Annotated in this window: 20 protein-coding genes; 10 read left to right on the top strand and 10 right to left on the bottom strand. The window is 71.6% G+C overall.

What is annotated here, in order from left to right; translation table 11 throughout:
* Window positions 1-60 precede the first annotated feature (60 nt).
* A complete protein-coding gene (locus I2W78_RS38550) occupies window positions 61-1602 on the bottom strand; it encodes a glycoside hydrolase family 32 protein (protein ID WP_196465410.1) in 1542 nt (513 codons plus the stop codon).
* Window positions 1603-1760: 158 nt separating this feature from the next.
* Between I2W78_RS38550 and I2W78_RS38545 the strand changes: the two genes are divergently transcribed.
* From I2W78_RS38545 to I2W78_RS38530, 4 genes are read left to right on the top strand one after another with little or no spacing between them, the layout of a single operon-like run.
* The gene (locus tag I2W78_RS38545; protein WP_196465409.1) at window positions 1761-3170 is read left to right on the top strand and encodes an extracellular solute-binding protein; all 1410 of its coding nucleotides are present in this window, start codon (window positions 1761-1763) and stop codon (window positions 3168-3170) included.
* Window positions 3167-4117: a carbohydrate ABC transporter permease gene (locus I2W78_RS38540; RefSeq protein ID WP_196465408.1), complete on the top strand. Its 951-nt coding sequence runs from the start codon at window positions 3167-3169 to the stop codon at window positions 4115-4117. The genes I2W78_RS38545 and I2W78_RS38540 overlap by 4 nt, the downstream gene beginning before the upstream one ends.
* A gap of 13 nt (window positions 4118-4130) precedes the next feature.
* Window positions 4131-4985, top strand: a complete 855-nt coding sequence (locus I2W78_RS38535; protein ID WP_196465407.1) for a carbohydrate ABC transporter permease — start codon at window positions 4131-4133, stop codon at window positions 4983-4985.
* Window positions 4982-6340 (top strand): glycoside hydrolase family 32 protein, encoded by a 1359-nt coding sequence (locus I2W78_RS38530; RefSeq protein ID WP_196465406.1) that lies wholly within the window; start codon window positions 4982-4984, stop codon window positions 6338-6340. Before I2W78_RS38535 ends, I2W78_RS38530 begins: the two co-directional genes overlap by 4 nt.
* Here I2W78_RS38530 and I2W78_RS38525 read toward each other — a convergent pair.
* Complete coding sequence (locus tag I2W78_RS38525; protein WP_196465405.1) at window positions 6303-7361, bottom strand: LacI family DNA-binding transcriptional regulator; 1059 nt, start codon at window positions 7359-7361, stop codon at window positions 6303-6305. The two genes, I2W78_RS38530 and I2W78_RS38525, sit on opposite strands and share 38 nt — an antisense overlap.
* 121 nt (window positions 7362-7482) lie before the next feature.
* Between I2W78_RS38525 and I2W78_RS38520 the strand changes: the two genes are divergently transcribed.
* On the top strand, window positions 7483-8316 hold the full coding sequence (locus I2W78_RS38520; RefSeq protein WP_307784042.1) for an aldo/keto reductase: 834 nt from the start codon (window positions 7483-7485) through the stop codon (window positions 8314-8316).
* Between the two features lie 52 nt (window positions 8317-8368).
* Complete coding sequence (locus tag I2W78_RS38515) at window positions 8369-8971, top strand: DNA polymerase ligase N-terminal domain-containing protein (protein WP_196465403.1); 603 nt, start codon at window positions 8369-8371, stop codon at window positions 8969-8971.
* Between the two features lie 215 nt (window positions 8972-9186).
* On the opposite strand, the gene I2W78_RS40910 is transcribed toward I2W78_RS38515, so the two are convergent.
* The 3 genes from I2W78_RS40910 to I2W78_RS38500 form a co-directional block, all read right to left on the bottom strand.
* Complete coding sequence (locus I2W78_RS40910) at window positions 9187-9846, bottom strand: alpha/beta hydrolase family protein (RefSeq protein WP_307784041.1); 660 nt, start codon at window positions 9844-9846, stop codon at window positions 9187-9189.
* 198 nt (window positions 9847-10044) lie between these two features.
* Window positions 10045-10524 (bottom strand): peroxiredoxin, encoded by a 480-nt coding sequence (locus tag I2W78_RS38505; RefSeq protein WP_196465402.1) that lies wholly within the window; start codon window positions 10522-10524, stop codon window positions 10045-10047.
* A gap of 101 nt (window positions 10525-10625) precedes the next feature.
* Window positions 10626-11147 carry a MarR family winged helix-turn-helix transcriptional regulator gene (locus I2W78_RS38500; protein ID WP_196465401.1) on the bottom strand — a complete coding sequence of 174 codons (522 nt, stop codon included), beginning with the start codon at window positions 11145-11147 and terminating at the stop codon, window positions 10626-10628.
* A gap of 149 nt (window positions 11148-11296) precedes the next feature.
* On the opposite strand from I2W78_RS38500, the gene I2W78_RS38495 reads away from it, so the two are divergent.
* The 4 genes from I2W78_RS38495 to hemC all read left to right on the top strand — a co-directional run bounded on the left by I2W78_RS38495 (window position 11297) and on the right by hemC (window position 14951).
* Window positions 11297-11986 (top strand): response regulator, encoded by a 690-nt coding sequence (locus I2W78_RS38495; RefSeq protein WP_196465400.1) that lies wholly within the window; start codon window positions 11297-11299, stop codon window positions 11984-11986.
* Window positions 11987-12059: 73 nt separating this feature from the next.
* Window positions 12060-13043: an ATP-dependent DNA ligase gene (locus I2W78_RS38490; protein ID WP_196465399.1), complete on the top strand. Its 984-nt coding sequence runs from the start codon at window positions 12060-12062 to the stop codon at window positions 13041-13043.
* A 153-nt stretch (window positions 13044-13196) separates the two neighbouring features.
* Window positions 13197-13973: an NPP1 family protein gene (locus tag I2W78_RS38485; RefSeq protein WP_196465398.1), complete on the top strand. Its 777-nt coding sequence runs from the start codon at window positions 13197-13199 to the stop codon at window positions 13971-13973.
* Between the two features lie 45 nt (window positions 13974-14018).
* On the top strand, window positions 14019-14951 hold the full coding sequence (hemC, locus tag I2W78_RS38480; protein ID WP_196465397.1) for a hydroxymethylbilane synthase: 933 nt from the start codon (window positions 14019-14021) through the stop codon (window positions 14949-14951).
* 6 nt (window positions 14952-14957) lie between these two features.
* On the opposite strand, the gene I2W78_RS38475 is transcribed toward hemC, so the two are convergent.
* From I2W78_RS38475 to I2W78_RS38455, 5 genes are all read right to left on the bottom strand, one after another.
* Window positions 14958-15479: a hypothetical protein gene (locus I2W78_RS38475; protein WP_196465396.1), complete on the bottom strand. Its 522-nt coding sequence runs from the start codon at window positions 15477-15479 to the stop codon at window positions 14958-14960.
* Window positions 15480-15656: 177 nt separating this feature from the next.
* On the bottom strand, window positions 15657-16511 hold the full coding sequence (locus I2W78_RS38470) for an ABC transporter permease (protein WP_196465395.1): 855 nt from the start codon (window positions 16509-16511) through the stop codon (window positions 15657-15659).
* On the bottom strand, window positions 16471-17301 hold the full coding sequence (locus I2W78_RS38465; RefSeq protein WP_196465394.1) for an ABC transporter ATP-binding protein: 831 nt from the start codon (window positions 17299-17301) through the stop codon (window positions 16471-16473). The genes I2W78_RS38470 and I2W78_RS38465 overlap by 41 nt, the downstream gene beginning before the upstream one ends.
* Window positions 17298-17753 (bottom strand): MarR family winged helix-turn-helix transcriptional regulator, encoded by a 456-nt coding sequence (locus tag I2W78_RS38460; protein WP_196465393.1) that lies wholly within the window; start codon window positions 17751-17753, stop codon window positions 17298-17300. The genes I2W78_RS38465 and I2W78_RS38460 overlap by 4 nt, the downstream gene beginning before the upstream one ends.
* 152 nt (window positions 17754-17905) lie before the next feature.
* Window positions 17906-19150 (bottom strand): IS110 family transposase, encoded by a 1245-nt coding sequence (locus tag I2W78_RS38455; protein WP_196460104.1) that lies wholly within the window; start codon window positions 19148-19150, stop codon window positions 17906-17908.
* Window positions 19151-19258: the final 108 nt, after the last annotated feature.

Below are 19258 nucleotides of genomic sequence, written 5' to 3'. Positions count from 1 at the left end.
GACAGCGATCCGCCTCCGTGGCGACAGCGCCTCGCACCGCGCGGCCGAGGTCTCCCCGCCTCAGACCGCGAACTCCCGGATCACCGTGTCCCGGAACACCGCCCGCCCGCCGATCGTGAACAGCGCCAGCCGGTTGTCGATGAGGTAGGGGAAGACCTCCGAGGAGTGCACGTACCGGCCGTCGTCCACGAACATCTCCACCGACGTCCGGTCGACCAGGATCCGCAGCCGCACCCGCCGCCCGGACGGGTCGAACGGGCTCGTGCTCTCCTGCCACCGGCCCGAGGCGTCCGGGTTCACGGTGGTCCGGCGGTTGAGGAACGCGTAGTCGCCGTAGACCCCGGCGTCGATGTGGCGGACCCCGTCCGGTGACCGGCGCAGCTGGAGGCCGGCGCCGGTGAGCGCGTCCCAGGTGATCTCGCAGCTGACCTCGTAGGACAGGCCCCGGTAGTCGAGGAGCCGGGTGCCGTCGACTTCCAGGTCACCCAGACGCACCGTCCGGGAGACGTACGAGTCGAGGGCGGCGACGGGCCGTGAGGCGAGGTGGTACGCGCCGGACGCGGCCCGCTTCAGCGTGACCTCGCGGACGATCGAGTCGGTGCCGTTGAAGCCGTCGCTGTCGATCGTGGGCGTGGTGTTGGGATAGTCCCAGTTGTTCAGCCAGCCGATCGCGTACCGCGTCCCCTCGTCGAGCCGTCCGCCCCGGTCCCGCTTCTCGAAGGTCACCGCCCCGTACCAGTCCCAGCCGTGGTCCAGCCACTGCGGCTCGGACGCGTCGGGCGTGAAGGTGGTGCCGTCGAAGGCGCCGGTCCAGTACGCGTACGTGTTCGGCAGCCCGGAGCCCTTGCCGTTGGCGCTGACGCCGAGCACCCACCTCACGGTCCCGTCGCCGGCCGTGATGCGGAACAGGTCGGGGCACTCCAGCACCCCGATGCCCTCCTTGACGAAACCTCCCACGTACGTCCAGGACCTGAGGTTCGTGGAGTGGTAGAAGCCGACCTTGTACTGCTCGGCGAGCACCATCACCCACCGGCCGCGTTCCTCGTCGCGGATCACCTTGGGGTCGCGGAAGTCGCGCACGCCGGGGTTGGCCAGCACCGGGTCGGTGCCGTGGTGGGTGAAGGTGTGGCCCCCGTCGGTGGAGTAGTACAGGTACTGGGCCTGGGTGTTGGCGCCCTCCACCGGCTCCATGGTGGCCAGTACGACGACCGCGCCCCTGCCGAACCCGGCCGTGCCCTCCGTGTCGACCACCGCACAGCCCGACCAGACGTCGCCGTTGGGCGTGGTGTCCTTCGGCACGGCGATCCCCCGGTCCCGGAAGCTCACCAGGTCGGTGCTGGTGGCCAGGCGCCAGGCGGTGCCGGCGGTGGTGCCGCCGGTGAAGTAGTCCGGGTTGTACAGGTAGTAGTAGTGGTACTCGCCGTCGATCCAGACCGGGCGCTGCGGGTCGTTCTTCCACTGGTCGGGGACCGTGAAGTGGTACGCCGCGCGGTACCGGGCGCAGGCCGCGGCCCGCGCGGCGGCGGGCGGTGCGGGCAGCAGCGCGGCCGTCGCCCCCACGGCCGTACCGGCGAACAGCGATCTCCTGGACATTCCACGCATCACACATCGTTCCCTCTCGTGCGAAGGGCGGCTCATGTGGACCAGGACTGTAGACCTAACTCGTTAAAGGTCAAGGCGTCGCGTCTCTTGACACCGGCGCGGGGCGGTTCCCATCATCTGGGGCATCAACCCTGATCTAACACGAGTTAGGCCCATCGATGACCGACTCGCATCTCAACCGCCGCGCGCTGTTGCGGTACGGCGCCTACGGCGCGGGAGCCGCCGCGCTGGCCGGTACCGCCGCGAGCTGGGACCGGCTCACCGGAGCCGACATCCCCGGCCGCGACGACGGCTCCCTCGTCGTCGCCACCCTCGGCCCCGCCTACGGCCCGGCCGCGATCCGCACCCTCACCGAGGGCTTCCGGCGGGTGCACCCCGACATCAAGGTCCGGATCAACGCGGTGCAGGCCGTCGACTGGTCGGACTTCTTCGCGAAGATCCTCACCCAGATCGCGGCGGGCACCGCCCCCGACCTCGTCTATGTGGCCACCGAGGGCGTGCAGTTGTTCGCGCGGCGGCTCGGCGTGCCGCTGGACCGGTGGGTGAAGCGGGACGCGGCCGAGCTTCGCGAGTACTTCGCCGACGTCCATCCCGCGCTGGTGGAGTCGATGATGTACGAGGGCAGCCTGTACCAGCTGCCGGTCGAGTTCAACGCCGCCGACATCTACCTCAACAACCAGGTGCTGCGGCGGGCGGGCGCCGGCTTCCCGGCGGCCGACTGGACCCGCGACGACTTCACCGCGCTGCTGCGGGACATGAAGCAGTCCAGCGGCTCCCGGTTCACGCCGTACTTCTGGACCAACCGGCTGTGGGGCGGTGTGGTGCCGTGGCTGTTCGCCAACGACACCAACCTGCTCGCCGAGTCCAAGGCGCCCGGCGGCTCCTGGCTGTGGGACACCTTCTACCCGGCCGACCGGCGGGCCGGACGCGGGGGCGGCTTCCGGTGGACGACTCCGCAGGCCGACCAGCCCCGTGTGGAGGAGGCGTACGACTATCTCGCCTCCCTCATCCAGGAGGGCCTGTGCACCCGGCCCGAGGGCGGCAACGGGCAGAACCTCATCGGCGTGTTCTCCACCGGCCGCGTCGGTGTCACCCCGGCGGGCGGCTTCTGGGCGGGCGGCCTGCATCTGGCGGGCATGCGGCCCGGGACGTTCGACGTGCAGTTCTTCCCGCGTTGGCGCACCCAGCGCATGCAGTTCGGCGCGGCGGGCTACGCGCTGCTGCGCACGTCCAGGAGACAGGACGAGGCCTGGGAGTTCATCAAGTACGCCGCCCGCCGGGACACCCTGACCCGGCTGTTCGAGACCAACCAGACGACCCCGGCCCGCCGCTCGATGCTCACGGCCGACCGCTACGCCGAGTCCGGTCCGGCGCACTGGCGGGTCTTCTACGACACCCTCGACCGGTTCCCCGACACCGCGCCGATCCCGGCGCCGCCGCAGGTCGCCGAGGTCGAGCAGGTGCTGCTCAAGCACACCGGCACCGCGCTGTCCTCGCCGCGCTCGGTGCGCCCCGCGCTGCGCCGGATGCAGGGCGACCTGGAGAAGGCCATGGAGCGTGACGTATGACGAACACCCGGATACCGGCCGTACGACCGCGCCCGGCACCCCCGTCCGCGCCCGCCGATCGGCCCGCCACCCGCGACCGCCGCACCCGGCTGCTGGCCGCCCTGTTCCTGGCCCCGACCGTCGTCGGCATCGTCGTGTTCACGGTCGTCCCGATCGTCGGGTCGGTGGTGCTGAGCCTGTTCCACTGGAACGTGATCGACTCCCCGCGTTTCGCCGGGGCCGCCAACTACCGTGAGCTGGCGGGCGATTCGACCGTCCTGGTGTCCTTCCGCAACACCCTGGTCTTCATGGTGCTCGCGGTCGCGCTGCAACTGCTCGTGGCGCTGGTGCTGGCGCTCGCGGTGAACGGGCGGATGCCGGTGTGGCTGCGGTCGGTGTTCCGCTCGGCGTTCTTCTTCCCGCTGGTGCTGTCCGCCGCGTCCATCTCGGTGGTGATGAAGTACCTGTTCAACCAGGACTTCGGGGTCGTGAACTGGCTGCTCGGGCTGGTCGGCGTCGCCCCGGTGCCATGGCTGACCTCGGAGAACGGGGCGATGGCCACGGTGATCCTGGTCTACGTCTGGCAGCAGTTCGGCTTCTCGTTCCTGCTGTTCGTGGGCGGGCTGAACAACGTCCCCAAGGAGGTCCACGAGGCCGCCGCCCTCGACGGCGCGACCGGTCTGCGCAAGCACCTCCACATCACACTGCCGCTGCTCTCCCCCACGCTGCTGGTCGCGTCGGTGGTCGGCATCATCAACGCGCTCCAGGTCTTCGAGCAGCCGTACGTCCTCACCGACGGCGGGCCCGGTGACTCCACCCGCACGGTCGTGATGGTCATCTACGAGACCGCCTTCGAGCAGCTCCGCTTCGGCACCGCCTCCGCGGTGGGCGTGCTGCTGTTCGTGCTGATCATGGCGGTCACCGCCCTCCAGTTCCGGCTCAGCCGGCGTTTCGTCCACTACCAGTGAGCCGGGAAGTCCCATGAGCCAAGCGACCCTCACCCCCAGCCGCCTGCGGTACTCCCTGGGACCGTGGGCGCGGATCACCGCCCTTGCCGTCTGCGCCCTGCTGACCCTCGGCCCGGTCATCTGGACGGTCTCCACCTCGCTGCGCACCCCCGCCGAGTCCTTCGAGCTGCCGCCGAGGATCATCCCGACGGACCCGACCGCCGAGTCGTACCGCGGGGTCTTCGACCAGATCGACGTATGGCTGCTCGCGCTGAACTCGACGCTGGTGACAGCGCTGATCGCGGTCGGCCAGATGATCACCGCGGGCCTGGCCGGGTACGCCTTCGCGCGCCTGGAGTTCCGGTTCAAGAAGCCGCTGTTCGCGCTGGTCCTGGCGACCATGATGGTGCCGTTGCAGGTCACCATCGTGCCGGTGTTCCTGGTGCTGAAGTCGATGAGCCTCACCGACACCCTGCTCGGGCTGATCGTCCCGGCGTTCCCGACCGCGTTCGGCACCTTCCTGATGCGCCAGTACTTCCTGGGCATGCCCAAGGACCTGGGCGAGGCGGCGATGCTGGACGGGGCCGGGCCGTGGCGGATCTTCCGGTCCGTGTACGCCCCGCTGGCCGCGCCCGGGCTCGCGATCGTCGGCGTACTGGCCTTCAACTACCACTGGAACGAGTTCTTCCGCCCGCTGATCCTGGAGACCTCCAGCCAGAACTACACGCTGCCGCTGGGCCTGGTCTCACTTCAGGGCAATCTCGGCACCGGCTCCATCTCCGTGGTCCTCGCCGGTGTCGTGCTCTCCATGATCCCCGCCGTCGCCGTGTTCGTCGTCGGCCAGCGCCCTCTCCGCGAGGGCATCACCTCCGCAGGAGTCAACCGTTGAGCCTCGCCGCTCCCGTCCAGGATCCCGACGCGCCGCGCTTCCGGGTCCGCCCGCCCGCCAACTGGATCAACGACCCCAACGGCCCGTTCCGTTGGCGGGGCCGCTACCACCTCTTCTACCAGCACAACCCCGACGCGCCCGTGCACGCCGACATCCACTGGGGCCATGTCTCCAGTCCGGACCTCGTCCACTGGGAGCACCATCCGATCGCGCTCACGCCGACGACGGGCGGTCCGGACGAGGCGGGGTGCTGGTCGGGCTGTGTGGTCGACGACGACGGCGTGCCGACCGCCGTGTACACCGGCGTCGACCGCCACCACACCGGCCTCGGCAGCATCTGCCTGGCCAGGGCCACGGACCCTGAGCTGCTGACCGGGTGGCAGCCGCTGCCCACGCCCGTGGTGTCCGGTCCGCCCGCGGGTCTGGACGTGACGATGTTCCGCGACCCGTTCGTCTTCCGGCACGCGGGCCGGCGCTGGGCGCTGGTGGGGGCGGCGCACGCCGACGGTACGCCGTCGGTGCTGCTGTACGACTGCCAGGACCTGGCCGACTGGCGGTTCGCCGGGGTCCTCGTGGACGGCAACGACCCGGTGGCGGTGGACGCGTTCGGCGACAAGGCCGTCGGCTGGGAGTGCCCGCAGCTGTGCGTGACGCCCGGCGGGGAGTGGCTGCTGGTGGTGTCGCTGTGGGACGGAGATCCCTGCTCCACGGGATATCTGACGGGACGTCTGCTTCCCGTCGACGACGACGGCCTGGCGTTCGAGGCCCGCGCCGGTGGCCGGCTCGACCACGGCCGCGACTTCTACGCTCCCGCCCTGCTCCAGGAGGCGGACCGCACTCTCATGTGGGGCTGGTCCTGGGAGGCGCGTGACCCGCGTCCGGCCGGCTGGGCCGGTGTCCTCACCGCGCCGAGGGTCGTCGACGTCCGTCCCGACGGCGCGCTGCGCGTCGTACCCGCCCTGGAGCTCGAACTGCTGCGCGCGGCCGAGCCGTTCGTCACCGCACCGGGCCGGGCGCGGCTGCCGCAGGCGTACGACCTGCTGGTCACGGCGGCCCGAGGGCTGGCGACCGTGAGCGTGTCGGGCGAGCGGCTGACGGTCGGTCTGGACCCGGAGAGCCGCGAGGTGACCGTGCGCTTCGAGGATTCCGCCCCGGTCGCGGTGTCGCTGCCGCACGGCGAGGAACCGACCGTGCGGATCCTCGTCGACGGCTCGCTGTACGAGGTGTTCGTCGGCGACCGGGCCACGATGACCCAGCGTCTCTACCGGCGTCCGGGGGACGTTCCGGAGCTGGTCGTGACGGGCGCCGGGGCGGCCGTCACCGGGTGGGAGCCGGCCCCACCGAAGCACGGCTGACGACCGGACAGGCCAGGCGCCTGGTGGTCGCCGGTGGGGTGCGGCCGGTGTCGATGGCGTCCAGGAGCAGCCGGGCGGCGGCCTCGCCCATCGCGCGGTGCGGCAGGGCGACCGAGGTGAGCGGCGGGGCGAGGAAGGCCGCCATGTGCTCCTGGTCGTCGTAGCCGACCACCGACAGGTCGCCGGGTACGGTGACGCCGAGCCGGGCCGCGGCGTGCAGGACGCCCGCCGCGACCCGGTCGTTGTAGCAGAAGATCCCGGTGGGGCGGCGGTCCGGGGCGACGCCGTCCAGCAGCCGCAGCGCGCCCTCGTAGCCGCCGGAGATCTCGCCCCCGGCGCGTACCAGCCACTCCTTGGGCACGGTGATCCCCTCGGCGCGCAGCGCGTCACGGAAGCCGCGCAGCCGTTCGACCGACGCGATGTCGTCCAGCCCGCCGATGTGCGCGACCCGGCGGTGCCCCTGGTCGAGGAGCAGCCGGGCCGCCGTACGGCCGCCCGCGCGCTCGGCGGGGATGACGGCGGGCAGCGAGTCGTCCTCGGGCAGGCAGTTGGCAAGCACGGAGTGGGTGCGGTGCAGGCCTTCGGGGACGCGGACGCGGCGCAGGGACATGGCCGCGTAGATGATGCCGTCGACGCGCCGGTCGAGGAGTTCGGCGACGGCCGCGTCCTCCTTGGCCGGGTCACCGCCGGAGTCGACGGTGAGGACGAGGTGCTCGTGGTCCCAGGCGGTCTCCATGGCGCCGCGCAGCAGCCGGCCGGCGAACGGCGAGGAGGCGATCTCGTCCGTGACCAGGCCGATGACGGCCGTACGGCGGCGGCGCAGGCCGCGCGCGACGGGGTCGGGCCGGTAGCCCAGCTGGGCAGCGGCCTGGCGGATGCGTTCCTGGGTGGCGGGCGAGAGGTTGCCCTCGGCGCGCCCGTTGAAGACGAAGGAGACGGCGGTGTGCGACACGCCGGCGAGCCGGGCGACGTCCCGTGACGTGGCGCGTCCCGTCGTGTGCTGGTCCTCGGCCCTGGCCATGGCGTCCGCTGCCCTCTTCCCCGCCGGTCCGGTTGATCACTCCTCAGCCTATCCGCGGCGGCGAGCGTGGCCGGGCCCGCCCATACTGTCGGTACGGCACAGTCGAGCGGAAGGGTGGACCGTGAGCGGCAGCATTCCCGCGCACACGCTCAACGACGGCACGACGCTCCCCGCCATCGGCCTGGGCACCTGGCCGCTGGACGACGCGCACGCGGAGCGGGCGGTGCTCACCGCCCTGGATCTGGGCTATCGCCTGATCGACACGGCGACGAACTACCGCAACGAGACGGGTGTGGGCCGCGCGATCGCCCGCAGCGGTGTCCCGCGCGAGGAGATCGTGGTGACGACGAAGCTCCCGGGCCGGGACCACGGCTACGCGGAGACCCTCGCCTCCTTCGAGGAGTCCCGGCGCCGGCTGGGGCTGGAGCGGGTGGACCTGTATCTGATCCACTGGCCGCTCCCCCGCGTCGGCCGGTACGTCGACTCCTGGCGGGCCATGATCAAACTCCGCGAGGACGGCCTGGTGGGGTCGATCGGGGTCTCCAACTTCACGATCGAGCACATCGAGCGGCTGGGGAAGGAAACGGGCGTGCTGCCCGCCGTGAACCAGATCGAGCTGCACCCGCACCTCCCGCAGGAGGAGCTGCGGGCCTTCCACGCCGAGAAGGGCATCGTCACGGAGAGCTGGACACCGCTCGGCCGTGGCACCGGGCTGCTCCAGGACCCGGTCGTGGTCACGATCGCCGAGGCCCACGGGGTGACGCCCGGTCAGGTCGTGCTGCGCTGGCACACCCAGCTGGGCGCGCTGCCCATTCCCAAGTCGGCGGACGCCGAGCGGCAGCGGCAGAACCTCGACATCTTCGGTTTCACCCTGGCTCCCGCGCAGATGCAGGCCATCGCCGACCGCGTGCCGCAGCGCACGGGCGGGGACCCGGAGGTGCACGAGGAGTTCTGATCCCGGCGGGCCGGGGTACCCGGTGTGCCGGGCGCACGGAAGGAGTCGCGGGGTGGGTGACGACGACCGGCTGCGGACCTACCGCGGCAAACGCGATTTCGGGCGGACCGGTGAGCCCGAGGGGCGTGCGGGCACCTCGGGCGACGAACCGCGGTTCGTGGTGCAGATCCATGACGCGAGCACCCTGCACTTCGACTTCCGGTTGCAGGTCGACGACGTACTGAAGTCCTGGTCGGTCCCGAAGGGCCCGTCCGCCGACCCGAAGGACAAGCGGCTCGCCGTGCCGACGGAGGACCACCCGCTGGAGTACGAGGAGTTCGAGGGCGTGATCCCGGCGGGCGAGTACGGGGGCGGCACGGTGATCGTCTGGGATCACGGTACGTACGAGCCGCTGAGCCATGACCGCAAGGGGCGGCCGGTGGACTTCGGGGAGTCGCTGGAGCGCGGGCACGCCACGTTCCGGCTCAACGGGTCGAAGCTGCACGGCGAGTACGCGCTCACCCGGTTCCGTGGCAGTGCGGGCGAGGCTGAGGCCTGGCTGCTGGTGAAGGGCGGGCACAGGCGTGCGGGCCGGAGTACGCCGGATCCGCGCCGGGCGCGCTCGGTACGCAGCGGCCGTACGCTCGCCCAGGTCGCGGCTGACGGCCCGGACTGACCGGCGCCGCGGGCCGTCAGCGCAGATGGCGGTCGAAGAAGTCCATGGTGGTGTCCATGGAGGCCCGCCAGCGGGCGTAGAACGTGTGTCCCTCCCCCGGCTGCTTCACCAGGCGGACGTCCTTGCCCGCCGCCTCGAACGCGGCCGTGGTCCGCTCGGACCACGTCAGGGGCAGGTGTCGTCGGCGGTGCCGTGCTGGATGAGCAGCGGCTCGGTCACCCGGTCGGCGTAGGTGATCGGTGAGACCTCACGCCAGAAGGCCGGGTTCTCCTCGGGGTGCCGTGCTCGGCCTCGATCTCGGCGACGATCGGGTCGCCGTCGGGCCGCTGGAACTGGTCGATGTTCTCCTCGGGACGGGAGCTGACCGGGGCGTAGACGACGGCCGCGTCCACCAGGCCCGGCGCCACCACCAGCGTGTTGTACACGACGCCGCCGCCCATGGAGCGGCCCAGCAGGCCGATCCGGTCGCCGTCGATCTCCGGGCGGCCAAAGGCGCGCAGGGCCTTGACGGCGGCGATGACGTCCTCGGTGTAGCCGAGGCGGAGGTTGACGTCGTTGTCGGGGTCGTCGTCGGAGCCGGCGTGGTTGCGGTAGTCGGTGTGCAGGACGACGTAGCCGTTACGGGCGAGCAGGTCCTGCTCGCGGGCCAGGCCCCGGCCGGTGGTGTAGACGGCGGGGTCGATGTAGCCGTGCGCGAGCACCAGCGCCGGGAAAGGGCCCTTGCCGTCGGGCACGTTCATGATGCCGGAGATGGTGAGGCCGTTGGCCTCGTAGGTGACGGCGTACTGGGTGTAGGCGTCGGTTCGGGTGCGTACGGCGCCCAGGCGGAGGTCGGAGCCTTTGTGCTCGCGGGCGATGAGGCCCGGGAGGGACACGGGTTGGGCGGTTTCGGCGTCGGGGCGGCGGTGCTGGGGCGCTCGGTGCGGGTCGGGGCCGGGGTGGGCGGGTCGGTGCGGGTGGCGTCGCCGTCGCCGTTCGTGCAGCCGATCGCGGCCGTCAGCACCAGACAGACGGTGACGCAGGCCTTGCCTCGCAGCCGCATGGGGTCAGTATCGCGGACGCGGCCGCGTCGGTCAGTGGCTCCCGGGTTCCTGGGCGCGCAGGGCGGCCAGGGCCCGGTCGGCGTGGGTGTTCATGCGCAGTTCGCTGCGGACGACCTCCAGGACGGTGCGGTCCTGGGCGATGACGAAGGTGACCCGCTTGGTGGGCGCCAGCTGGAAGCCCCGCTTCACCCCGAACCGTTCACGGATCGCGCCGTCCACGTCGGACAGCAGGGGCATGCCGAGCGTGTGCCGCCCGACGAACTCCGCCTGCCGCTCGACCGGGTCCCCGCTGATACCGACGGGCTGTGCGCCGACCGCGGCGAACTCCGCGGCCAGGTCACGGAAGTGGCAGGCCTCGGCGGTGCAGCCGGCGGTGAGGGCGGCGGGGTAGAAGAACAGCACCACCGGTCCGTCGGCGAGCAGTTCGGAGAGCCGGCGGGATGTGCCCGTCTCGTCCGGCAGCTCGAAGTCCTCGATCTTGTCGCCGACGAGCGGCTGGGACGGGGCCACGGTTCCTCCTCGAAGTCGCCTGCCGCGCGATCCTACTCGGCGGTACGGCGGGGCGGCACCCAGTGGGTGCCCTGGCTTTCAGGACGCGCCCGCGTGGGCTTTCAGGACGTGCCTGCCTGGGCGGTGGCCCGCTGTTCGGAGTCGTCGTCGATCGCCATCGCGAGGAAGTCGTCGACCATACGGTGGAACAGCGTCGCGAGCTGACCCAGCTCCTCGGGCGACCAGTCGGCCAGGGCCAGCTGCATGCCGCGCGCCCCGACGTCCCGGATCCGCTCGATGGCCCTGCGCCCGGCCTCGGTGAGTTCGATGCGCTGGGCGCGCCGGTCGTCGGGGTCGGGGACGCGGCTGACGTACCCGGCGCGCTGCAACTGCTGCACGGTCCGCGTGACGTGCGAGGCCTCCACGCCGAGGCGGCCCGCGAGCTCCCCGGGGCGCAGCGGCTCGGAGTCCGCGACCTGCCGCAGCAGCGCCACGGCGGCGCGGTCCAGCGGCACCTCGGCCAGGGCCATCAGACGGTCGTGCTGCCGGGCGCGGGTGCTGAGGTAGGTGATTCGGGTCAGGGCCCGCTCGATCTCGACGATCTCGGGGGACACGGGGCCCGTGGGGAGCGGTGGTGTGGGCATGCGACCCACTTTACCATCTTGTTGCCTAACTCAAGTAATTTACACGGCTCGATCCGCGTTGTCCCGTGACACGGGCGGCCGCCGCCCGTCTTTCCCGGGGAGATCGCCCACCATGGGACCAGACCCCCAGGCAAGGGAAGAACGCGCCCATGACCATCCGTGTGCTGCTCGCCGACGACCAGGCCCTGCTGCGGGCCGCCTGCCGGATCCTGATCGACTCCTGCGACGACATGGAGGTGGTGGGCGAGGCCATCGACGGTGCCTGCGCGATCGAGCTCGCCCGGGCCCACCGGCCCGACCTCGTCCTGATGGACATCCGCCTGCCCGGCAGCGACGGCCTGGCCGCCACGTCCGCCATCTGCGCGGATCCGGAACTCTCGGCGACCCGCGTGCTGGTCCTCGCCTCCTCCGAGCTCGACGAGGACGTCGCCGAGGCGCTGCGGGCCGGGGCGAGCGGGTTCCTCGGCAAGGACGTCACCGCCGATGTGCTGCTCGACGGCATCCGGACCGTGGCGGCCGGCGAGTCCCTGCTCTCCCCGCTGGCCACCCGCGCCCTGATCACGCGCTTCCTGGTCACCCCCGCCGAGGGCTCCCGGCTCGCGGCTCCCGAGGACCTCGCCGCGCTGACCGCCCAGGAGCGCGAGGTGATGGGCCGGGTGGCCGAGGGTCACTCCGACGAAGAGATCGCGCAGAAGCTCTCCGTCAGCCCGTCGGCCGTCCGCTCCCACGTCCACGAGGCGATGACGAAGCTGGGGGCCCGGGAGCGGGCCCAACTGGTCGTCGTCGCCTACCAGTCGGGGCTGGTACGGGCCGTGCCGCCGCCGTCCGGGGCCCTCTGATCCCGCCCTCCGTTCAGGGGAAACCTGCGGGCGGGGCGCGTGGCGCCGCCCTGCCCCGTCGACATCTCAAGCCGTGACCCTGCCGCTGATCGCCCCCATGCTCGCCACGCCCGGCACGCTGCCGCCCGCCGCCCAGGACCCGCGGTGGGCGTACGAGACCAAGCAGGACGGCCAGCGCGCGGTGGTGTATCTCCCCGGCGACGGAAGCGTGGTGCTGCGCGCCAGGTCCGGTGACGAGATCACCGCCGCCTACCCGGAACTGCTGCCTCTAGGCGACGCCCTCGGCAGCACGGCCGCGGTGCTGGACGGGGAGGTGCTGGCCCTGGACGAACAGGGGCGTGCCGACTTCCAGTTGCTCCAGTCCCGGATGGGTCTGGCGCACGCGCCGGCGCGGGCGGCGCGCCGGGCGGCCCAGGTGCCGGTCCACCTGGTGGTGTTCGACGTGATGCACCTGGCCGGGCGCTCCCTGATCGGGCAGTCCTACGCCCGCCGGCGTGCCCAGCTGGAGCGACTGGGCCTCGCCGGACCGTTCTGGTCCACGCCGGGTGCGCTGGTGGGCCATGGCGCCCAGGCCCTGCAGGCCACCCTCGACCACGGTCTGGAGGGCCTGATCTGCAAACGGCTGGACTCGGTCTACGAGCCGGGTGTGCGTTCCCGCGCCTGGATCAAGATCCGCAACATGCGCGGCGAGGACGTCGTCGTGGGCGGCTGGCAGCCCGGCAAGGGCCGGCTGACCGGCCTGCCCGGCGCGGTGCTGGTCGGCCAGCACGACGCCGCAGGGCGGCTGCGGTACGTCGGCAGCGTGGGCACCGGCTGGAGCGAGGCCGAACGCACGCAACTCGCGGCGCTGCTGCGGGAGCACGCGAGTGACGTGTGCCCCTTCGATCCGGCGCCGCCGGCGCCGGGGGCGCACTGGGTGCTGCCCCGGCTGGTCGGCGAGGTCCGCTACAGCACCCGGACCCGGGCCGGGCTGCTGCGCCAGCCGTCCTGGCTGCGGCTGCGGCCCGACCTCACGCCCGAGGAGTCCACGGCCCACCTGCCGGACCATCTCGCCTGACGGCATATCAGGCGGGTCGGCAGACAAGTATTGGGCTGTCCTTCACCAACGGGACGCCTGTGACCTCTTGGCCCGGACGGGGATCCCCGGCAAGCTGAACTGCCCTTTCCCCCCACAGCCGTTGGGCTGCGCCCGAACCAGGAGGAGGACGCAGTGTCGTCGCAGAAGTCCGCCCTACACCGCAGGAGATGGCTCACCGGCCTCGGTGGCGCCGTCGCGCTCGTCGTGGCCTTCCCCGCCACCGCCTTCGCCGCCCCGCCGCCCGCGCTGCCGGCCAACGCCGACAGCCTGGAGCGCACGTACCAGCCGGCCTTCGACTACGACACGGACGGCTGCTACTCGACGCCCGCCATCAGCGCCGACGGCACCGTCAACGGCGGCCTCAACCCGACCGGGGCGCTCAACGGCAACTGCCGGGACGCCTCGGACCTGGACAACACCAACAGCTACTCGCGCTACAAGTGCAACAACGGCTGGTGCGGCTTCCTGTACGGCCTGTACTTCGAGAAGGACCAGGCCGTGCCGGGCAGCAGCATCGGCGGGCACCGCCACGACTGGGAGCACGTCGTGGTGTGGGTTCAGGACAACCAGGTCAAGTACGTCTCGACGTCGAACCACGGCTCGTTCACGGTGCACAACGCCTCGGCGATCCGCTTCGACGGCACGCACGCGAAGATCGTGTACCACAAGGACGGCATCAGCACCCACTGCTTCCGTGCGGCGAACGCGAACGACGAGCCGCCGGAGAACCACAAGGGGACCTGGCAGTACCCTCCGCTGGTCGGCTGGAACGGCTACCCGGCGGGCGTGCGGGACAAGCTGACGTCGTACAACTTCGGCAGTGCCAACTTCGGTCTGAAGGACGGCAGCTTCAACTCCCACCTGGCCTCGGCGAAGCCGTCGGGCATCGCGTTCGACCCGAACGCCTGACCGGCGCGTGAGCGGCGGGGGCCGGCGGCGGTCTATCGTGTCCGCATGCCGGTCCCCGAACTGATCCGCGTCGTCTCCCGCGACTCCCCCATGGCGCTCGCCCAAGTCGCCCGGGTACAGGCCGAGTTGGCGGCCCGGTATCCCGGGGTGAGAACCGAGGTCGTGCCGGTGAAGACCACCGGCGACAAGTGGCTCGGCGATCTCGCCAAGGTCGAGGGCAAGGGCGCGTTCACCAAGGAGGTCGACGCGGCGCTGCTGGCCGGTGCGGCCGATCTCGCGGTGCACTGCGTCAAGGACGTGCCCGCCGACCGGCCACTCCCGGCGGGCACGGTGTTCGCGGCGTTCCTGAAGCGGGACGACATCCGTGACGCCCTGGTGCATCCCGGCGGGCTCACCCTCGACGAACTCCCGGCCGGCACCAGGATCGGCACCTCCTCGGTGCGCCGGGTCGCCCAGCTGGCCGCCACTCACCCCCACCTGGAGTGTGTGCCGTTCCGTGGCAATGCCAACCGGCGGCTGGCCAAGCTCGCCGCGGGTGACGCGGACGCGCTGCTGCTGGCCGCCTCCGGTCTGGAGCGCATCGGCCGCCGGGACGTGATCAGCGAGGTCCTCTCCACCGAGGCGATGATGCCGCCCATCGGCGCGGGCATCCTCGCCCTGCAGTGCCGCGAGGGCGACACCGACCTCATCGACGCCGTCAGCGCGCTCGGCGACCCGGACACGCACCGGGAGGCGACCGCGGAGCGGATGTTCCTGCATGTGCTGCAGGGGCACTGCAACAGCCCGATCGCCGGGTTCGCGCGCGTCGACCACGGCGAACTGTCGCTGCGCGCATGCGTGTTCACCCCGGACGGCAAGACGCGCCTCAATGCCCACGAGTGGGCGGGCCGCCTCGACCCGGCCACCCTGGGCACGTCGGTCGCCGTGGCGTTGCTGCGGCAGGGCGCCCGCGAGATCATCGACGGCATCCCGCACTGACCGGCGTCAGGCGGTGCCCTCCTCGGCCTGGTCGCGCAGGAAGTTGCTCACCTGGTGGGCCAGGCTCTCCCGGCCGGCTCCGGCGGGGGCGCAGGCGGTGCCCTCGTGCAGCCCGATGCCGCCCGCCCACAGCCGGCGGTCGGCCCAGTCGTCGTCCACCCGCAGCTGGATCTGGACGTCCACCTGTCCCAGGGCGTCCTCCGGTCCCGCCGCGTACACCACGGCGGTGGCCCGGCGCAGCGGGTAGACGTCGTAGCCCTCGATGAACTGCGAGTTGCGCCAGTCCAGGAACGCGCTCTCCCCGTCGGGGCCGATCCGCACGTCGATCTGGCCGTCCTCCAGGTGGATGCCGAAGCGCCGGTCGCCGCGGTTCTCGACGGTCATCCGCAGCCGGAAGTACGCGAGGCCCTCGGCGGCGTCGTCACGTCCGCGCGGCGGCTCCGCCCGCTCCAGACCGTGGACGCGAACGCGCAGACCGGCATGCTCGTCGTACTCCTGCCAGTCCCCGACCACGTTCGGCTCGTACACGCTCCACCTCTCGACCTCTCGAAGGTGCTTCCTATCCGTGGGGTCAGCGCAGTGTCAAATGAGCGGAATGGGCTGTGGCCAGGGATTTCCCGGACTTGATCGCTGATCAAGCCGTGCGCAGGGAGAATCCGCGCCGACCCCTTCGCGGGCGTGCCGCACATCACGTCCGGGCCGCGATCAACGCGCGAGCCGGCCCAGCAGTGAGGAGGCGGCGGCGACACCGAGCACGGCGGCCACGGCCAGCACCGCGAAGTCCGTCCCGAGACGGGCGGGCGTGCCGAGCAGCAGCCCACGCAGCGCGTCGACCTGATAGCTGAGCGGGTTCACCTTGCTGACCGCCTGCAGCCAGCCCGGCATGACGGACAGCGGGTACAGGGCGTTGGAGCCGAAGAACAGCGGCATGGTGATCGCCTGGCCGAAGCCCATCAGCCGGTCCCGGCTGAGCACGATGCCCGCGATGGTCATCGACAGGCAGGAGAAGAAGGCCGAGCCGAGGACGACGGCGGCCGCGACGCCGAGCAGCCGCAGCGGGTTCCACGTCAGTGCCACGCCCAGCGCGGCCGCGATGACGATCACGACGACGGCCTGGATCAGCGCCTTCACACCGGACGCGAACGCCTTGCCGGTGATCAGGGCCGAGCGTGGCGTGGGGGTGACGAGCAGCTTGTTGAGGACGCCGGCGTCGCGCTCCCAGATGATCTGGATGCCGTAGAAGATCGCGATGAACATCGCCGACTGGGCGATGATGCCGGGCGCCAGATAGTCCACGTAGGGGATGCCACCGGTCGGGATCGCCTTGATGCGGGTGAAGGTCTGGCCGAAGATCAGCAGCCAGAGCGCGGGCTGGACCGCGCGGGTGTACAGCTCGGTGCGGTCGTGGCTGAGCTTTTGCAGTTCGACCGCGCACATCGCCGCGACCCGGGCAGGCAGCACCCGCCAGCCGGGCCTCGCCCCGGGCGGGCGCAGCAGCAGCCCGAGGTCGTGGTCGCTGTCAGCCGACGCGGCGGGCGGTGCGGCGGGTGCTTCGGACATCGCGGAACCCTCCTGACTTCTCGTCGAGGCCGCTGCCGGCCACGGCACGGAAGACGTCCTCCAGCGTGGGCAGCGCGTCGGCCCGCAGCCGCTCCCGGAGGCCTTCGCGCAGCCCGGCCGGCGTGCCGAGGGCCCTGACCCGCCCCCGGTGCATCAGGCCGACCCGGTCGCAGTACTGGTCGGCCTCGTCCATGTAGTGGGTGGTGACCAGCACGGTCATGCCGGTGGCCGCGCGGACGGCGTTGATGTGCTCCCAGACACCCGTACGGGCGATCGGGTCGAGGCCGATCGTCGGCTCGTCGAGTATCAGCAGCCGTGGGGCGCTGACGAGGGCCTGGGCGAGTTCGAGCCGGCGCACCATGCCACCGGAGTAGATGCCGGCCAGTCGGTCGGCGGCGTCGGCGAGACCGACGGCGATCAGTGCCTGCCGGACGCGTTCGGCGCGTTCGCGGCGGGGCACGTCGAAGACGCGGGCGAACAGGGCGACGTTCTGCCGTCCGGTGAGGGCGGCGTCGGCGGACAGCTGCTGCGGGACGTAGCCGAGCAGCCGCCGTACCGCCATCTGTTCCCTGGCCGTGTCACGGCCGAAGACCCGGACCATCCCGGCGGGTACCGGCAGCAGTGTGGTGATGCAGCGGATCGCGGTGGTCTTGCCGGCGCCGTTGGGGCCGAGCAGCCCGAAGACCTCTCCTTCCCGGACCGTGAGGTCGAGTCCGTCGACGGCGTTCGTGTCCCCGAACGCGTAGGTGAGCCCGGTGCAGGTGAGGGCCTCGGCGGCTTCGCCGGTCATGGCTGATCGGCCTCCTCTCGCAGGGTGACGGCCAGCTTCCGCAGGGCCGGGACGGCGGCGTGCAGCGCGGCGCGGTCCGCCTCGTCGAGCAGGGCGAGCTGCCTGCGTACGAGGGCGGCGCGCCGCCGTCGCCACTCGCCGAGCCGGTCCTCGGCCGCGGGGGTGGGCAGCAGGCGGGCGGCCCGGCGGTCGGCGGGGTCGGTCTCGCGGAGCAGATATCCCTGCCGGACCAGCTGGTTGACGAGCGTCGACACCGAGTTGCTCGCCAGACACAGCTCCCTGGCCGCGTCCGAGATGCCGATGCCGGGGCGGGCCGCGACCAGGCGCAGCAGTTCCACCTCCGCGCCGCGCAGGGGCGGCACCGGCATCTCGGCGCGCACCCCGCGCCGGATCAACCGCTGCACTCCGACGAGCGCGTCGGCCAGTTCTTCCGGGAAGGTCTCCTGCTCCACGCGACCGACATTACCTCTGTGTCAGAGCTAAATGCTCCAAGGGATCGTCAAGCTCTGACGCGTAAATAGGTCCAGGTCAGGGGTTGTTTGGGCAGGGCTGAGCGTCCGGTGGCCGCAGGGGCTGCCGGGGCTGCCGGGCGGTCGTGGGGTGGTCAGGCTGTGGTTCCCAGCGGGTTGAGGGTGACGGTGTAGCCGAGCTGGTTGAGGGCGTTGATCGCGCGGCGGGTGGCGCGTTCGGGGTCGCGCTGGGTGAAGTAGGCGCCGCCGAGCTCGCGGTAGGTGACGTGGTCGGTGAGCATGTGCCAGATCGCGGTGATGATCGAGTGCTCGACGGCGACCAGGGCCCTGAGCGGGCCGCGGCGGGCGGTGAGCCGCTTGTAACGGGCTTGCAGGTAGGTGTCTTTGGTTCTCACCGCGCCGAACGCCGCGAGCCCGAGTGCTCCCTTCAGGTAGGGATTGCCGGGGCGGACCTTGGTGTTCTTGGTGCGGCCGGCGGACTCGTGGTGGCCGGGGCAGACCCCGGCCCAGGAGGCGAGGTGCCGGGCGGAGGCGAAGCGGGCCATGTCGCCGCCGGTCTCCGCGACGATCACCTCGGCGACCGCGCGGTTGATCCCGGGGATGGTGTCGAGCAGGTCGAGGGCGCCTCGAAAGGGGGCCATCGCCTCCTCGATCCGCGCATCCAGCTGCCCGACCGCATCCGTGAGCTGGTCGTAGTGGTCCAGGTGCAGCCGGACCAGGAAGGCATGATGGTCGCGGAAGCGGCCGGTCAGGGCCTCGGTGAGTTCGGGAATCTTGTTGCGGAGCTTGCGTTTGGCCAGCTCCGCGAGGGTCTGTGGTTCGCGTTCGCCCGAGACGAGAGCCTCCAGCATGGCCCGGCCGGAGACGCCCATGATGTCGGAGGCAACCGCGGCAAGTTTGATCCCGGTGTCCTCCAGCAGCTTCTCCAGGCGCTGGACGATCTGGCCGCGCTCGCGGGTGAGCTGGGTGCGGGCGCGGGTCAGGTCCCGCAGTTCACGCACGGGCTGGTCGGGCACGAACGACGGCCTGACCAGGCCGTGGGCGCCGAGCTGGGCCAGCCAGGCCGCATCGGAGACGTCGGTCTTGCGGCCGGGCAGGTTCTTGACCTGCCGGGCGTTGACCAGGATCACGGCCAAGTCCTCGGACAGCAGGTAGTAGAACGGCTTCCAGTAGTCGCTGGTTGCCTCGATCACCACCAGGGTGACCTCGGCGGCGAGCAGGTGATCCCGCAGCGCAAGGACCGCGTTCGTCGTCGAACCCCACGTCGTGGTCTCGGTGGTGAACGACCCCCGCCGTTTCGCAGTCGGCGTCCGAACGCACACCTTGGCGTCCTTCTTGCTGATGTCCACACCAGCGCAGCGTTCGTGCAGCACGTCCACAGCTCTGCTCCCTCCCAGCCGGCAACCGGTACACCGTTCCGGGAGGGCCAGGGCGAAACAGGAATTCTGACGCACGTGCTCACAGCAACACTCCACGGTTCCCGTGGA

The sequence above is a fragment of the Streptomyces spinoverrucosus genome, from assembly GCF_015712165.1.
Taxonomy (GTDB): Bacteria; Actinomycetota; Actinomycetes; order Streptomycetales; family Streptomycetaceae; genus Streptomyces; species Streptomyces spinoverrucosus_A.
This window is presented reverse-complemented; position numbering and strand designations above follow the sequence as displayed.

Bases quoted from the DNA above. Each gene is read 5' to 3' on its own strand.
- I2W78_RS38550 (WP_196465410.1), bottom strand. From the start codon at position 1,602: ATGCGTGGAATGTCCAGGAGATCGCTGTTCGCCGGTACGGCCGTGGGG.
- I2W78_RS38545 (WP_196465409.1), top strand. From the start codon at position 1,761: ATGACCGACTCGCATCTCAACCGCCGCGCGCTGTTGCGGTACGGCGCC.
- I2W78_RS38540 (WP_196465408.1), top strand. From the start codon at position 3,167: ATGACGAACACCCGGATACCGGCCGTACGACCGCGCCCGGCACCCCCG.
- I2W78_RS38535 (WP_196465407.1), top strand. From the start codon at position 4,131: ATGAGCCAAGCGACCCTCACCCCCAGCCGCCTGCGGTACTCCCTGGGA.
- I2W78_RS38525 (WP_196465405.1), bottom strand. From the start codon at position 7,361: ATGGCCAGGGCCGAGGACCAGCACACGACGGGACGCGCCACGTCACGG.
- I2W78_RS38500 (WP_196465401.1), bottom strand. From the start codon at position 11,147: ATGCCCACACCACCGCTCCCCACGGGCCCCGTGTCCCCCGAGATCGTC.
- I2W78_RS38495 (WP_196465400.1), top strand. From the start codon at position 11,297: ATGACCATCCGTGTGCTGCTCGCCGACGACCAGGCCCTGCTGCGGGCC.
- hemC (WP_196465397.1), top strand. From the start codon at position 14,019: ATGCCGGTCCCCGAACTGATCCGCGTCGTCTCCCGCGACTCCCCCATG.
- I2W78_RS38470 (WP_196465395.1), bottom strand. From the start codon at position 16,511: ATGTCCGAAGCACCCGCCGCACCGCCCGCCGCGTCGGCTGACAGCGAC.
- I2W78_RS38465 (WP_196465394.1), bottom strand. From the start codon at position 17,301: ATGACCGGCGAAGCCGCCGAGGCCCTCACCTGCACCGGGCTCACCTAC.